This window comes from Fretibacterium sp. OH1220_COT-178, assembly GCF_003860125.1.
Taxonomy (GTDB): Bacteria; Synergistota; Synergistia; order Synergistales; family Aminobacteriaceae; genus CAJPSE01.
Genome location: NZ_RQYL01000008.1, coordinates 40587 through 54918, shown reverse-complemented (window position 1 = coordinate 54918; position 14332 = coordinate 40587). Strand labels below are relative to the sequence as shown.

Annotated in this window: 12 protein-coding genes and 1 pseudogene; 8 read left to right on the top strand and 5 right to left on the bottom strand. The window is 62.0% G+C overall.

Annotated elements, in window-relative coordinates:
- The first annotated feature begins 3 nt into the window (after window positions 1-3).
- Genes EII26_RS04995 through EII26_RS04985 form a run of 3 tightly spaced genes read left to right on the top strand, consistent with a single transcriptional unit; the run spans window position 4 to window position 2415 of the window.
- The gene (locus EII26_RS04995; RefSeq protein ID WP_124888048.1) at window positions 4-1035 is read left to right on the top strand and encodes an ABC transporter ATP-binding protein; all 1032 of its coding nucleotides are present in this window, start codon (window positions 4-6) and stop codon (window positions 1033-1035) included.
- A 1-nt stretch (window position 1036) separates the two neighbouring features.
- Window positions 1037-2038 (top strand): ABC transporter ATP-binding protein, encoded by a 1002-nt coding sequence (locus EII26_RS04990; protein ID WP_124888047.1) that lies wholly within the window; start codon window positions 1037-1039, stop codon window positions 2036-2038.
- Window positions 2039-2046: 8 nt separating this feature from the next.
- The gene (locus tag EII26_RS04985; protein WP_158612167.1) at window positions 2047-2415 is read left to right on the top strand and encodes a flavodoxin family protein; all 369 of its coding nucleotides are present in this window, start codon (window positions 2047-2049) and stop codon (window positions 2413-2415) included.
- 121 nt (window positions 2416-2536) lie between these two features.
- Here EII26_RS04985 and EII26_RS04980 read toward each other — a convergent pair whose 3' ends face one another.
- From EII26_RS04980 to EII26_RS13410, 4 genes and pseudogenes are all read right to left on the bottom strand, one after another.
- Complete coding sequence (locus EII26_RS04980) at window positions 2537-4030, bottom strand: sodium/proline symporter (RefSeq protein WP_124888045.1); 1494 nt, start codon at window positions 4028-4030, stop codon at window positions 2537-2539.
- A gap of 96 nt (window positions 4031-4126) precedes the next feature.
- Window positions 4127-5107, bottom strand: a complete 981-nt coding sequence (locus EII26_RS04975) for an agmatinase family protein (RefSeq protein WP_124888044.1) — start codon at window positions 5105-5107, stop codon at window positions 4127-4129.
- An 18-nt stretch (window positions 5108-5125) separates the two neighbouring features.
- Window positions 5126-6226: a glutamine synthetase family protein gene (locus EII26_RS04970; protein ID WP_233572613.1), complete on the bottom strand. Its 1101-nt coding sequence runs from the start codon at window positions 6224-6226 to the stop codon at window positions 5126-5128.
- Window positions 6227-6326: 100 nt separating this feature from the next.
- Window positions 6327-6386 (bottom strand): annotated as a pseudogene (locus EII26_RS13410) (hypothetical protein); the annotation flags it as partial.
- Between the two features lie 466 nt (window positions 6387-6852).
- Here EII26_RS13410 and EII26_RS04965 point away from each other — a divergent pair.
- Both EII26_RS04965 and EII26_RS04960 read left to right on the top strand, forming a co-directional pair.
- On the top strand, window positions 6853-7911 hold the full coding sequence (locus tag EII26_RS04965; protein ID WP_124888043.1) for a PucR family transcriptional regulator: 1059 nt from the start codon (window positions 6853-6855) through the stop codon (window positions 7909-7911).
- Complete coding sequence (locus EII26_RS04960) at window positions 7908-9077, top strand: M20 family metallopeptidase (protein WP_124888042.1); 1170 nt, start codon at window positions 7908-7910, stop codon at window positions 9075-9077. Before EII26_RS04965 ends, EII26_RS04960 begins: the two co-directional genes overlap by 4 nt.
- Window positions 9078-9165: 88 nt before the next feature.
- Here the strand turns inward: EII26_RS04960 and EII26_RS13095 are convergent, their stop codons facing one another.
- Window positions 9166-9411, bottom strand: a complete 246-nt coding sequence (locus EII26_RS13095) for a hypothetical protein (protein WP_158612166.1) — start codon at window positions 9409-9411, stop codon at window positions 9166-9168.
- Between EII26_RS13095 and EII26_RS04955 the strand changes: the two genes are divergently transcribed.
- The 3 genes from EII26_RS04955 (at window position 9320) to EII26_RS04945 (ending at window position 14332) form a co-directional block, all read left to right on the top strand.
- Entirely contained in the window at window positions 9320-12418 is a 3099-nt protein-coding gene (locus tag EII26_RS04955; RefSeq protein WP_255415931.1) for a clostripain-related cysteine peptidase, read from the top strand. The two genes, EII26_RS13095 and EII26_RS04955, sit on opposite strands and share 92 nt — an antisense overlap.
- Before the next feature lie 154 nt (window positions 12419-12572).
- The gene (locus EII26_RS04950; RefSeq protein WP_124888040.1) at window positions 12573-13154 is read left to right on the top strand and encodes a zinc ribbon domain-containing protein; all 582 of its coding nucleotides are present in this window, start codon (window positions 12573-12575) and stop codon (window positions 13152-13154) included.
- Between the two features lie 14 nt (window positions 13155-13168).
- A complete protein-coding gene (locus EII26_RS04945) occupies window positions 13169-14332 on the top strand; it encodes an SPFH domain-containing protein (protein ID WP_124888039.1) in 1164 nt (387 codons plus the stop codon).

The window sequence follows — 14332 nt, the reverse complement described above, 5'->3', positions numbered from 1 at the left end:
GCCATGGAATCGAAAAACGAAAACGCCCTCGGACGGGCCGGCGAGGTGCTCCTGGAGGTCCGGGACCTGAGGACGTACTTCCACACCTTCAGGGGCGTCGTTCGGGCCGTGGACGGCGTGTCGTTCGACGTCCGGAGGGGCGAGGTCCTGGCCGTGGTGGGGGAGTCCGGGGGCGGCAAGTCCGTCACGGGTTTTTCCATCATCCGCCTGATCGACGAGCCGGGGCGGATCGAGGGAGGCCGGGTCCTCTTCGGAGGCCGGGACCTGATGGTCCTGTCGGAGACGGAGATGAACCGCCTGCGGGGGCGGGAGATCTCCATGGTCTTTCAGGACCCCATGACGTCGCTCAACCCTGTCTATACCGTGGGGCAGCAGCTGGACGAGTGCTTGCGCCTGCACACCCGGATGGGACGGGCGGAGCGTCGGAGGGCCTGTGTGGAGCAGCTCCGTGCCGTGGGGATACCGAACCCGGAGGCGCGCCTGAACAACTACCCGCATCAGTTCAGCGGGGGGATGCGCCAGCGGGTGGTCATCGCCATCGCCCTGGCTGCGGATCCGCAGCTGATCATCGCCGACGAGCCCACCACCGCCCTGGATGTGACGATCCAGGCGCAGATTCTGCGGCTCATGGTGCGTCTGGTTCGCGAACGGGAGCGCTCGCTGATCCTGGTGACTCATGACCTGGCCGTGGTGGCCGAGTCGGCCGATCGGGTCAACGTCATGTACTGCGGCAAGATCGTGGAATCCGGCGATACGCGCACGATCATCGACCGAAGCGCCCACCCCTACACCGACGGGCTGCTCCGCTCCATTCCGAACATGGAGGACAACCGGCGTCGGCTCGACACCATCCCGGGGATCGTCCCGAACATGTTCGACCTTCCGGAGGGCTGCAACTTCGCGCCCCGCTGCGACTGTGCGCGCGACCTGTGTCGTGTTCGGGAGCCCGAACCCGTGGAGCTCGAGCCCGGGCATCGGGTCAGCTGCCACTTCCCTCTGAGGAAGGAATCTCCCGAGCGAAAGGAGGTTCGCTGAGATGGCCGGCTCGGCATTGATGGAGGTACGCGATCTCGTTCAGAAGTTCGAGCTGGACCGAGGGCTGCTGGGCGGGCTCCGGTTCCAGGGGGGGCGTCCGGTGCGGCACACGCGCGTCGTCAGCGCGGTCGACGGGGTCAGCTTCCGGATCGAGAGGGGCGAGGTGTTCAGCCTCGTGGGCGAGTCGGGATGCGGCAAATCCACGGTGGCCCGCACCGTCATCAAACTGTTGGAGCCCAAAGGAGGGAGCGTCTTCTTCGACGGCGCCGACATCACGCGCTACACCCGGCGCCAGATGCTGCCCCTGCGCCGGCGCGTACAGATGATCTTCCAGGACCCCTACGCCTCGCTGAACCCGCGGCTCTCGGTCCGGGAGATCCTGACGGAGCCGATGCTCTTTCACGGTATTGCGGGGACGCGGAGCGAGGCGGAGGAACGGGCTTTGGCGCTGTTGGAGCGGGTCGGCATCCGTCCCGAGCAGGCCGGACGCTATCCGCACCAGTTCAGCGGCGGCCAGCGCCAGAGAATTGGCATCGCCCGGGCCCTTGCGGTGGAGCCCGAGCTGGTCGTCGCCGACGAGCCGGTCTCGGCCCTCGACGTGTCGATTCAGGCTCAGATCCTGAACCTGCTGATGGACCTCCGGGAGGAGTACGGGTTCTCCTGTCTCTTCATCGCCCACGACCTGTCGGTGGTGCGGCACATCAGCGACCGCGTGGCGATCATGTATTTGGGGCGCATCGCCGAGATGGGGGACAGGGACCAGATCTTCGGCGCCCCGCGGCACCCCTACACGGAGGCGTTGTTCTCGGCGGTCCCCCATCTGTCGGGCGGGCATATCCTCACTGCCGCCCCGCTGGAGGGAGAGGTGCCGAGCCCCATCGATCCGCCCTCGGGCTGCCGCTTCCGGACGCGCTGTCCTCGGGCGGTGCCCCTCTGCGCCGAGTCGGTGCCGCAGGCGCGGGAGGTGACGCCAGGGCACATGGTGTTCTGTCACCGGGTCTGATGGAGACAATGGAGGCCTGGACAACGGGGCTCGGACACACCGTGGTTCGCTTTGACGCTGCGGAACTCCGCATCGGGGGGTGCCGTGCCTATGAATTCTGCTACAGAACGAGCAAAGCCTGCACTTTCGACGACGATTTCAACACGATCGCCCCCAAGGTCGAGGAGGCGGACGCCGTGGTCTTCGCCTCTCCGGTTTCTTGGTGGGGATTCTCCGCACAGCTCAAGGCAATGATCGACAAGCTGCACTCACTCCATCGCGCGAAAGAGGAGTTTTCCGGCAAAACATGCGCTCCGATCGCCTGCGCCGCGGACGCAGGTGACATCCGGCACACGGACGGGACGACACGGGCCGCAGCGCTCGCCGAAAAACTCTGAGTTTTATATGCTCTCCACTCCAGAAAAGAGCGAAAGTAAAAGGATTTTTCGGTGTCCTGGGGGCCGCGGCGGAAGCATTCTTCCTCCATTTCGACTCCCAGGACCGATCCGAAGTCATGCCCTATCCGATCTTCGTAACCTCCGAAACAGGATCGGGCTCCGTCAGAAGCGATACGACGAACGCCACAACGCAGCAAACCACGAACGTCATGGTCCGCGCCGTCATGATCGTCGACTCGTAGCCCATCAAATTCCAATATATCGTAAAGAACACGCCGACAACCATGGTCGCGAAGGCCGCCTTGGAATTGAAGCGTCTGGAGAAGATCGCTCCCAGCACGATGACGGAGAACGTGCATCCGATTCCGGCCCAGGCATACCCCACCACCGTATTGATGAGCTTGCTCGGCACGACGTAAGCCGCCAGGAGCGCAACGCAGGCCACGGCCCCCGTGGTGAGGCGTGAGATCCGGAGCATCCTCTCCTGAGAAACTTCCCGGGTACGCTGCAATCTCGGGACGATGACGTTGTCCGCCAGCTCCGTCGAGGCCAGCACCAGCAGGGAGTCCGCCGTGGAGAGCATGGCGGCGATGGCCCCGGTCAGAAACAGCGATGCCAGCATGGGATGAAAAAGCCTCAGCATCAGCGACGGCGTCACCATCTCCTGATCGGAGAGTCCCGTGGGGCCAAAGACGGCGATGCCCACCAGACCGATGAGGGGCGCTCCGATGTAGGCACACGCGCTCCAGAGGATGCCCACGTTGCGCGCCAGGCAGGCCTCGCGATCGTCCCGTATCGCCATGAAACGAGTAGCCAGCTGCGGCAGGCCTCCGAGGAAACCAAAAAACCACGAACCTTCACCGATCACCACTGTCGCTCCGGCGAAGAATCCCACCGCTCCGCCGGTCCAGCTGCTGTAGCTGGGTGCGGAACGCGCCAGGGCCTCGGAGATCGAGGAAGCCCAGACCTCCGGGTGGGTGTGGATGTACCAGACCCCGAAGACGGGGGCCAGGAAGAGGGCGCCCAACATCACCAGGGCCTGAACGCAGTCGGTATAGACCACGCTGCCGAACCCTCCGTACATGGTATAGGGGATGACGATGGCGAAGGTCAGCAACATGCCCAGGTTGAGGGGGATGCCGAACACGGTATAGAAGGTCTTCGCGCCGCCGATCAGCTGCGCCCCGACATAGAAGAAAAAGAAGAATACGATGGCACAGCTGCTGAACACCTTGATCCAGGTCCCCATGGCCCCGAAGCGCTTACTCAGGTAGTCCGTGAAGGTGACGGCTCGGCAGCGCTCCGCGTCCTTCCTCAGAGGACGGGCGATCAGCAGCCAGGAGAGGACAACACCCAGGAAGCTCCCGATGGCCGTCCAGGTCCCCGAGAGTCCCGCCGCGTAGACCACGCCGGGCAGGCCCAAAAGGCACCAGGAGGACTCCGCCGTAGCCCGTTCGGATAGGGCCGCAACCCAGCCTGGAAGCGATCTTCCAGCTATGGAATAGTCCTCGGAGCTCTTCACTTTGCGCCCCTGCCAGAAGCCGAAACCAATCAGAAAAGCCACGTACAGGACCATGATGACGACAAATTGAGACCCCGCATTGACGTACTGCATCGTATTCCCCCCTCTTTTCCTTTTCGGTGCAATCGAATCAAAAACGCCTCGGCCGGAAACACGCCATAAGAAACGCTTTTCTTCCTCTCGCCCCGTTCAGCGACGGGCATTTCGCTTCGCCATCCCCATGCCGTTCATCGCGTAAATCGCGGCCCATGCGGCCGCGTGGCTGGAGATGCCGTTCAGGTCCTGCGGAGGGTAGACCTCCACGAAATCGAAGGCCGCAATCCCCTCGGAGGCAAAGCTGTGAACCATCTGCAACAGCTGATGGGAGGTCAGTCCTCCGAAGTCCGCCGGACCGCCGGGATTGGAGGATACGTCCAGTGCATCGCTGCATATCGACACGTAGACCAGTTCCGCTGCTCCCCATACGCGCTCCTTCACCTCCCGAACCACGTCCTCCCAGCCCCTGCGATGCAGTTCGGGAGCCGTAACGACCCGAGCTCCATGGTCTGCAGCGGCCTTCATTCCACTGGGATGATTCCGCGGACCGCGGATCCCCACATGGACGACGGACACGACCTCCGGGATCTCGTAGGCGCGGTGGAAGGGCGTACAACGGGCATTCTTCTCCGTTCCGTGAAAAGCGAAGAGGTTGTCCAGGTGAGCGTCGAAGTGGACGACTCCGATCCGCTTGCCCAGCCTGGCCAGAGCCCGCAGAGTGGGGATCGAGATGGAGTGGTCCCCTCCAAAGCAAACGGTCTTCTTGCCTCTGGAGTAGACCTCGCCCAGCTTTGCCTCGATCTCCTCGAAAGTCCGTTCGATGTCCCCATTGAACGAAGGGGAGTCTCCGAAATCGCCGACCTTGAGGTCATCGAAAAAATCGTAGTCGAACTCGGGCAGGTAGCCTCCGTAACGCAAGGATACGGAACGGATGCTCTTGGTGCCCAATTCTGCCCCCGTATACGTCCCCGTGGTACAGATGCCCTCCCACGGAGCGCCGACGATCACGACGTCCTGTCCGTCGATCTCCCCGGACGTTATCCTCGGAACCCCCAGGAAAGTCGGGACGCCGCTGTAGACCTCCGGAATCGTCCTCCGCTTCTCGTAGCTCACGGGCCGCTCGAAATCGTTCATCGAAAGATTCCCCCTTCTTCAAAAATAAAGCTCGTACTCCTGCGGTACCGGCGCGTTGTAGACATGAGTCGCTTCATCGTTCTTCTTACGAATCCAGAGTTCCATCAGCTTTTTCGGAAATGCGGGCGCAAGGTACGCGTTGTCCTTCTCCAACCCCTCCATCACGGCATGGAGGTTGAGGGGAAAGACCTGAGCGGTCTCGGGATTCGGATTTCCGAATCCCATGGCGATGGGATCCAGATTGCGCTCGATCCCATCCAGCCCCGCAAGCACCATAGCGGCGAGCATAAAATAAATATTCGCCGAAGCGTCGCCGGTCCGATACTCCATGCGGACCTCGTCCCGGGCAAGATAACTCGGAATGCGTACCGCAGCCGTTCGGGATCCCTTGGCAAAGGTCGCGGCAATCGGGACCTCATAGCCCGGAACCAATCTGCGGAAGCTGTTGGTGCTCGGATTCGTGAAGGCCATCAGGCTCCCCGTAATGCTGTGTTCCAGCAAACCCGCGATGTAGGCCAGCCCCGAACGGGACAATCCGTGGAGCTCGTCCCCCAGAAAAATGGATCGCCCGCCCTTTTCGAGAAACTGATGGACGTGCATGCCGTTGCCCGGCATCTCATAGAGCGGCTTGGGCATCAAAGTGACCTTCAGACCCATCTTGTCCGCTACGGCCTTCAGAATCCACTTCGCCAGACATACGCCGTCCGCCGCCTTGAGGAGATCCATAAAATCCAGCTCGATCTCCAACTGAGAAGCGCCGACCTCGTGATGATGGTATTTGACGGCGATTCCGACATCCTCCATCAAGCGGACGGCCGCGTTGCGGAAATCCGCGTAGCGATCCTCGGGCGGAAGCCTGTGATAGTCCTGGTGTTTTCCGAAATGGGACTGACGTTCAAACGCATCCCCGAGCCCCTCCGCTGAGGCCACACGATAAAAGGAATCCGTCGTACCGCAACCATATTCCACGGAATCGAATACATAGAACTCCAGTTCGACAAGCACCTTGGCCGAATCCGCGATGCCCTTGGAACGCAGGAGCTCCTGCGTTTTTCGGACGACGTTTCGGGGATACTGATCGAAGAGTGCCCCGTCGGCGTTTTGGACATCGTCGAACATGCGCAATATTTGGAAGCCTTCCCGCTCCTCCAGGAAGGCCCGTATCCGCGTCGGGGATGGTCAGCATATCCGAGTCGCTGACCTTGGCATAGCCGTAGTTGGAACCATCGAAACCTATCTTCCGGCCGAAGTCCTCACCTTGTATAAAACTCCTCGGCATTGTCACACTGCGCAGGCCCCCATCCAGATCGACCGACAGGAGATCCAAAAAGTCGAACTCCACGCCCCTTTCGTATCGCCTCAAAATCACTTCTCGTCCCCCCGTTTCGGAATAAGATCGAAAGAGATCGAAACTCTCTCTTAATTCAGCCTACTCTTTCTTGAGTTTTTATCCTGATGGTAAAGCGACAAAAATGTGCAACGCATTTAGCTGATTAAGACAAAATAGTTTTGATCTTGTGAGGAAAAAGAGGGAAATACGATAAACTTTACGAGGCGGAATCCAAGGGACACAGAGGGAGCGCAAGGCTGTACCGGACAAAAAGGGGGGGGCAAAAATTCACTTAAAAACGGAGCTTTCCGAGGAAATTCGGACCTACGCCATCGACCTGTTAGAGAAGAGGGACATCCCGTCCTTGCTGAAAGACCTGTCGCAACGCCTGAGACGCAATATAGCCTATAGAGACATGATCAGCACACGTACCCATACGGGCTCGGCCGACGGCTCCTTCAACGAGTGTGTTCGCTCCTTCCCTCTGGAGGAGCTGCGGCGACTCTTCGCCCTGTATCCCGTCGAGGAGGACAAGCAGATTTGGGGCTATCTGGTCCTGGAACCCAAAGTCGACGAAAGAACGGCCGATGATTCCCTGATCGGTGCGGCGCTCCTGGGAATCCGTTTGGCGGTGCGCCGGGAGATCGCACGTCAAAAGAAAGAACAGGCCTTCCGGGAAGATCTGATGTCGGATCTCCTCTCGGAGAAAACGATCGACCGCATGGAGGCGGACGATCGGCTGAAACTCCTGGGGCTTTCCGGAGATCTCCCTTGTCTCGCTCTCGCCATCGAATTTCTTTCTCCGTCCCCCGAGGACGAAACGAGCCGCCCCGGCTGCAAAGAGGACATCGTCAGAACCTTCTTCCCCACATTTCTCCACACACACCGCTCCGGACAGCTGTTGTGTGCCCTTTTTCCCAGCCGCGGCATGGGATTGGGCGCGCTGCGCGGCAACCTGGACAGTATGGCCAGCCTTTTTCTGCAGCGCGTCTCCGAAGAACGGCCCTTCATTGGGGTCGGAAGCCTTGTACAGTCCCCTATGGACCTCCGCCTCAGCATGGAGGAGGCTCAACGTGCGCTTCTCCTGCGTCGACTGAACGGAAACAGGGACAATCTTCTGGTCTGGAGCGAATTGGGGGAGTTGCGCGTCCTGGGGCTCGTCGCCGAGACGGAAGAGGGGCGCGCATTGCATGATGCCTGCCTGAGGCGCGTGGCGGACTACGACGAGGGGCACAACATGGACCTTCTTCAGACACTCGCCTGCCTGGACGAGCAGAACTGGAACCTGCGGGCGACGGCGAAGCGTCTGTCGTTTCACATCAACACGGTGAAATACCGTTGTTCGAAGCTGAAAGAGCTGCTGGGCATGGACCTGAAGTCCTCGGCCGTGCGTTTCAACATCGCCCTGGCGCTGCGGCTGCACGCCATCTACGAGGGACGGAATGAAACCGAAAGGAGATCGGACTCCCCATGAGCGCGAAGATTGACAGGGACAAGACCCTCGCGATACTTCAACAGCTGATCCGTCTGCGCACGCTTCTCCCCTGTGCGGACGAGAAAGACTTGGTGCGTTACATCCTGTCCCTCTTTCCTTCGGGCGTGCTGGAGGCGAACGTCGTCGACCACGGGGACAATCGGGCATCCCTGGTCGCGATCCTTCCAGGGCACGATCGGAGCCGCAAATTGGCACTGGCCGGCCACACCGACACACAGGCGGTTTTCAGGCGTTCGGACTGGGACTACTCTCCCTTCGGCGGCCACTATCGGGACGGCTGCGTCTACGGTCGTGGGTCTGCCAACATGAAGGGCGGGATCGCCTCGATGATCATGGCATTGCTTTATCTCGCCGAGACAGAGAGACGGCCGCCTGTCGACGTTGCTCTTTGCCTTTGCGCCGACGGAGACTCCAGCGAGATGACGGGCTCGACCGCCATAGCGCGGGGCGGTTTTCTGGAGGGAACTCGAGAGATCCTCTTTGCCGAGCCCACGGAACAGCGCATCGGTATCGCCCAGAGAGGTGGGATCTGGCTGGAGGTCGAGGCGGAAGGGCGATCCTGCTACGCCTGCCGCAGCGAGCTGGGGGTCAACGCCGTGGAGGAGCTGATCCGCTTTTACGAACTCCTTCGGCCGCGCATCGCGGACACAGGGCGCAGCGAACACCCCCTCTTCGGCAAAGCCACCTGCACTCTGACGGGGCTGAACGGCGGGCTTCAGGTCAACTTGATCCCCGATGCCGCAACAGCCACGCTGGACATCCGCCTGCTGCCCGACCAGGACAACGAAGAGATCCTGCAGACGATCCGAGAGCTCGCCGAAGAGAGGATGCGGGCGACTCCGGGACTGTCGATCGAGCTGCGCCTCAGAAACAGCCGCCCTTCGGTGGGGATGGAAGCCTCCGCCCCCATGGTGCGTCGGTTCGAGGCCGTGCTGAGATCGATGGGGCGTGCCACGGAACGTACGGGGCTTTACTATCTGACCGACGCCTGCGTGCTGGTTCCGGCTCTGGGAGTCCCTTTCCTGTTCTACGGACCTGGAGAGGATGTCTATACCTGCCTGACCAACGAACGGATCGCTCTCGACGCCGTGGTCGACGTGGCGGAGGTCTACCTGAGTTATATTCTGAGCTGGGAAGAAAGGTAGAACGCCGATACCCAAACGTCTGCAGAACTCGTTCTCGTTACCGCCGCTTTGGGGCCTCCTCGTGCGCGGGGGATCGGGGGGGGCAGGATCACTGAACGACGACACCGCTCCCGAAAACTTCTTGACAATGTGGGGGGGGGGGTATTCTTAGGAAAATGTCGAATTTTTCCGTCATCGTCATTCTGCCGATCGAGTTGGAGGTGTACGTCATGAAGGCACCGAGAAGGACGCTATCTCTCCTCTTGACCCTCCTTACTTTTACCCTTGTTTTGTTCTTTTCAAGCTCATCCTTTGGGGCGGCCCCTGCAGAAACCGCAGAAGCGCCGTCATCCAAAAGCCGCGGTCCATGGGACTGGGGAGCGCCGGTCCCGGGGGACAGGGATTGGACGATCCTGGTCTATCTTGACGGCGACAACAACCTGGAGGAGTGGGCCTTGACCGATCTGAAGGAGATGGAGCAGGGGCTCCCCGAGGGCGGCAAGGTCGAGGTCGTCGTGCTGCTGGACCGGGCCAAGGGCTACAGCGACGAGATGGGCGACTGGACCGGGACGCGCGCCTACCGCGTCAAAAGATCCACCCGAAAGGACGCGATCGGCTCGGAACTGATCGCGGACTGCGGCGAGCGGAACATGGGGGCCCCGGAGACCCTCGAGGCTTTCGTGCAGGCCGCCGTCCGAAAGTTTCCGGCCCGGAGGACCGCCCTGGTCCTCTGGAATCACGGCATGGGATGGATCAGTATGGCCAGCGACGAGGACGCGCCGGGTGCGGTGGATGGGGTGGACGCTCTGACGCTGAGCGGACTCCGGGGCGTCCTGTCTCGGGTGGCCCCATCTTTGCCGGGGGGAAAGCTGGACCTGCTCACCTTCGATATGTGTCTGATGGCCCAGCTGGAGGTGGCGGCGGCGTGTGCGCCCTTTGCCCGGTATATGGTCGCGGGGGCCACAATTCTGCCCTCGGTGGGCATGGACTACCTGGCCGCGCTGCCGTTGTTCACCCAGGGGCTCGACACGGGCGAGATCGCGCGCAGGATGGTCGGGGCGGGATGCAAGGGGTTCTTGAAGATCCATTGGGACACGGCGTCCCTCACCGCGTTCGATCTTTCCAAGGCCGACGCGCTCATCTCCGCCTGCGCGAAGTTTGCCGGAAAACTGGGCACCCTGGCGCCCAAGGCATGGAGCGACGTGACTCGGACGCTCTTCTACGCGATGAACTACATTGGGCCGGGGGACTACCGCGAGAAGGGGGATGCGGTGTCGAGTGTGGACCTGATGGACTGGCTGAGGCGTCTTTCGGCCATGCCGTGCGGGACGGACCTGAAGGGGGAGATCGCCGCGGTTGAAAAGGCCGTAAGCCCCCTGATTTTGGCGACCGAGTCCGGTCCGTCGATCCCCCTGAGCCGGGGGCTCTCCCTGTATGCGCCCCTGCGGGCCGACAATGTGCGTCCGGGCTACGAGGAGACGGATTTCGACCGGGCGGTCGGGTGGTCGAAGGCCCTTGCCGCGGTCTACGCGATGCAGAAGAAGGAGGGGATGGATCCTCCAAAGATCGTCTCGGTCGAGCTGGGCAGTCCCGTGCCGAAGCAGGGGGTCGGGACGCCCCGCAGAGGCGCCGACTACGCCATCGAGCCCAGCTCCGAGTTCGTCCCGCTCTCCGGGACCGCCTTCTCCGGGATGACGCGGAGCTACCTCAAGGCGACGCTTGAGGGGAAAAACATCTTGTGGGGGTACTGCGGTTTTGCCTTCTCCAGGGAACGGGACGGCGAGTACGTGCAGTCGCTCTCCCAGTTGCTGCCGGCGGAAAATATCAACCCCGACGAGGAGACGACAGACATCGGGACGCCCGTCTTTCGGGACGGACGGAACGAGCTGCTCTATCAGCTTGCCGGGCTCCTTCACTATTTTTCCAACGGGGAGAGTCGGTCGCTGGTCCAGGTCGACGCGGTGGACGTCTCGAACCCGAAGCTCATCACCGTCTCGGGGCTCTACTCCTCCCCGGGGCTGGGGAAGGATATTCCGGTTCAGATCGGCGTCGAATCGGACTTCGGCTCCATCGTCTCGATGGCCGGTGTCGTGACGGATGCCGGTGGAAAGATGACGGTGGTGGCCATCACTCCCAAACCACAGGACGTGTTTCGTCCTCTCCTGAACAAGATTGCGGACGGAAAGCTCGTGCAGGTTGTGGGGGATCCCATCGAGTGGAAGGACGGCCTCTCCGTCGTCGTGGAGCCCGTTCCGGCCGGGTCGTGGATGCGCGTCCTGGTCCAGGCGGAGTCCCTGGGCGGCGAGGGGGACATCCATATCGCTCCCCCCGTCCGGGCCGCGGAAAATCCGATGGTGACGCCCTATCTGAAGGTGACGCAGGAGCGGGGCTACGAGCACTTCCTCGGGCGTTACGCGGCCGTGGGGATCGTCCCCTCCCGGACGGGCACGAACAGCCTCCTGGCCCCCAATGGTGCGGTCCTGGAGATCGAACAGGCAAGTGGCCGGGAAATGGCGTTCGCCGCCACGCTCTCGGCGTTCGGCTCGGATCCGGTCCATCTTCGGCTGCTTGTGCAGCCGGAAGGATTGCCGATCGTGAGGTCGGTGGTGCCGGGAGAAGGTGGGGCGCTTACCTTGGTGAAGAGCGACTTCGCCCTGCTGGTTCCGGAGGAAGGCCGCTACTCCTGGAGGATGATCGACTGCGCCAGCGGCAGTCATATCCAGTTGATCCCGCTGGACGACTTGTGGTTCCCCGCCGGCTATCTGGAGGGGGAGTGGAGCGGGGACGACGGCAGCACCCTGACCTTCCGGGGGGGACAGGCGGGCTACGCCCCGGCCGGGGGCGCCCTCCGCCAGGGCTCCTTCACGCTCTCGGACAATCGGGTGACCCTGACGCCGTCCGACGGACAACCCCTCGTGCTCTTCACCGCCTACAACCCGGAGACAAAAGCCTTGGTCGTCACCTTCGCCGATACGGAGACGGCCACGGTGTACAACAGGCAAGCGGGCTCCCCCCCTCACCCGCAGCCTCCCCACCCGGACCCTTCTCAGCCGCAGTACCCCTCTCAGTCCGTGCCTCCGCAGCCTCAGGTGCCTCCGCAGGGGGCGACGCTCGACGGGGTCTGGGGTGCCTTTGTCAACGGGCAGCAGCTGGTGATGCAGATTCAGGGGAACCAGTACGGAGTGTGGGTGAACGGGATGCCCTCCGAGGCCGGGGTCTTCCAGATTCAGGGAAACAGGATGTACGGGCAGACGAATACCGGGGCGGCATTCTCGAACCTCTTCCAGTGGGACCCAAGCGGGATGGCCTTTGCGATCACGGCCCCGAACGGTTTCACCATCGTCTATCAAAGGATGCAGTGAGGAAACCGTTTTTTAGAAATAAATGAGCCCTTTGATACGGTCGGGTCCGGTTTCGGAATTTGCTGTGCTTGGGTTGGATGTTTGATCGCTTGGCGTGCATCGGCTTAGGCCGTTAATTCGTGGTACAGACTGCTGAACCAGGAGGTTTTCACAAATGCCCAACTGTCAGAAGTGCGGTGCGTCGCTCCCGGCGGGAGCGACCGTGTGCGAGTATTGCGATTCCGTGTTGGAGGTTCCGCGTGCCTCCGTCGGGGGGCCGGCAGGATCGGTCGGTGTGCCCGCGGACTCTCTGGCGGAGGGGGCTCCTCAATTCAAGCGCGGCTCCATTGCCGTGATGCTTCTGTGCACCGTTTTATCGCTGGGGTTCTACATCAGCCTCTGGTATTTTCTGCGCCGCGAATCCCTCAAGGCTCTCAATCCGGAACAGTCCAAACGGACGAACACGCTTATCAACAGTTTTATCGGCGTCCATGGAGCCTACCTCGCCCTGTTGTTCACCCCGGATGCTGCGGAGGTCGCGTTTCTCATGTGGCTGGTCGTCGCCGGGATGAACTTCTACATGTCCTTCTTCGTCCGCGGGCTGCTCCGTGCCCATGCCGAGCGTACGTCCCCCGGCAACGCCGTCAATGCGTCCATAGCGGCCTCGCTCCTCTGGACGTTCCTGTTCAGCATCTTCTACCTGCAAACGCAGATAGATCGGATGATCGACCTGGGCCTCCTCAAGGCACAGGTGTAGGAGGAGGAAAATTCATGGCCCTCCTCCAAATCGTGGAGTTTCGGCAGGACCTCGATCCTTCGGATATCTTCGCGTGGCGCTACGTGGATCCCGAAAACCCGAGGCGCAGCGACGAGCTGGGCAACTGGACCCAGCTGATCGTCCAGGAGTCGCAGGAGGCGATCCTGTTCCGCGACGGTCAGGCCCTCGACCGTTTCGGCCCGGGGCGCTACACGCTCTCGACGGACAACATCCCTATCCTGAGAAAGCTCCTGAACCTTCCGACCGGAGGGGAATCCCCCTTCAAGGCGTCGGTCTGGTTCGTCAACAAAGTCCACGTGCTGGACATCAAGTGGGGCACGGCACACCCGCTCCAGCTCAAGGACCCGGAGTACAAGATCCCCATACCCGTCCGTGCCTACGGCCAGTTCGGGGTGCGTGTCGAGGACGCGCGAAAGTTCCTGGTGAAGCTCGTCGGCACGAGGGATCGCCTCGACCGCGCGACGCTGGTCGCCTCCTTCAAAGGGCTGATCCTGAACCGCATCGGGGACCTCATCGCCTCCTACCTTGTGAAGAAAAAGATCAACGTCTTCGAGGTCAGCGCGTACCTTGGCGAGATGGCGGACGAGAGCGTCGAGCGCCTGAAACCCGTCTTCGAGGATTACGGGATTTCTGTCGTGAATTTCTACGTCGGCTCCGTCAACGTGCCGGAGGACGACCCGGCCGTCGTGGACATCCGAAAGGCCATGTCGGAGAGGGCACGGATGGAGGTCGTCGGTTATGACTATCGGCAGATGCGGTCGTTCGACGCGATGGAGAAGCTGGCCGAGTCCGGCGCCTCCGGGGCCTCCCCGATGATGGGAGCCGGCCTTGGATTGGGCATGGGCATGGGAGCCGGGGGCGCGTTCGGGCGGATGGCGGGACAGATGGCTCAGGAGCTGAACGCGGCTCCTGCGGCACCCGTCCCGCAGCCTCCAGCCTGTCCGCACTGTGGGAATCCCTGCAGGGAAGGCACGCGCTTCTGCACCGTCTGCGGCAAGCCCCTCGCGTCCGTCTGCCCCAAGTGCAGCGCCACGGTGGAGCGCGGCGCCAGGTTCTGCCCTGAGTGCGGTGCGGCGCTGCAAAGGACCTGTGTCTGCGGGGCCGCTTTGGAGTCCGGATCGGCGTTTTGTCCAAACTGTGGAAAGAGGGTGGAATGA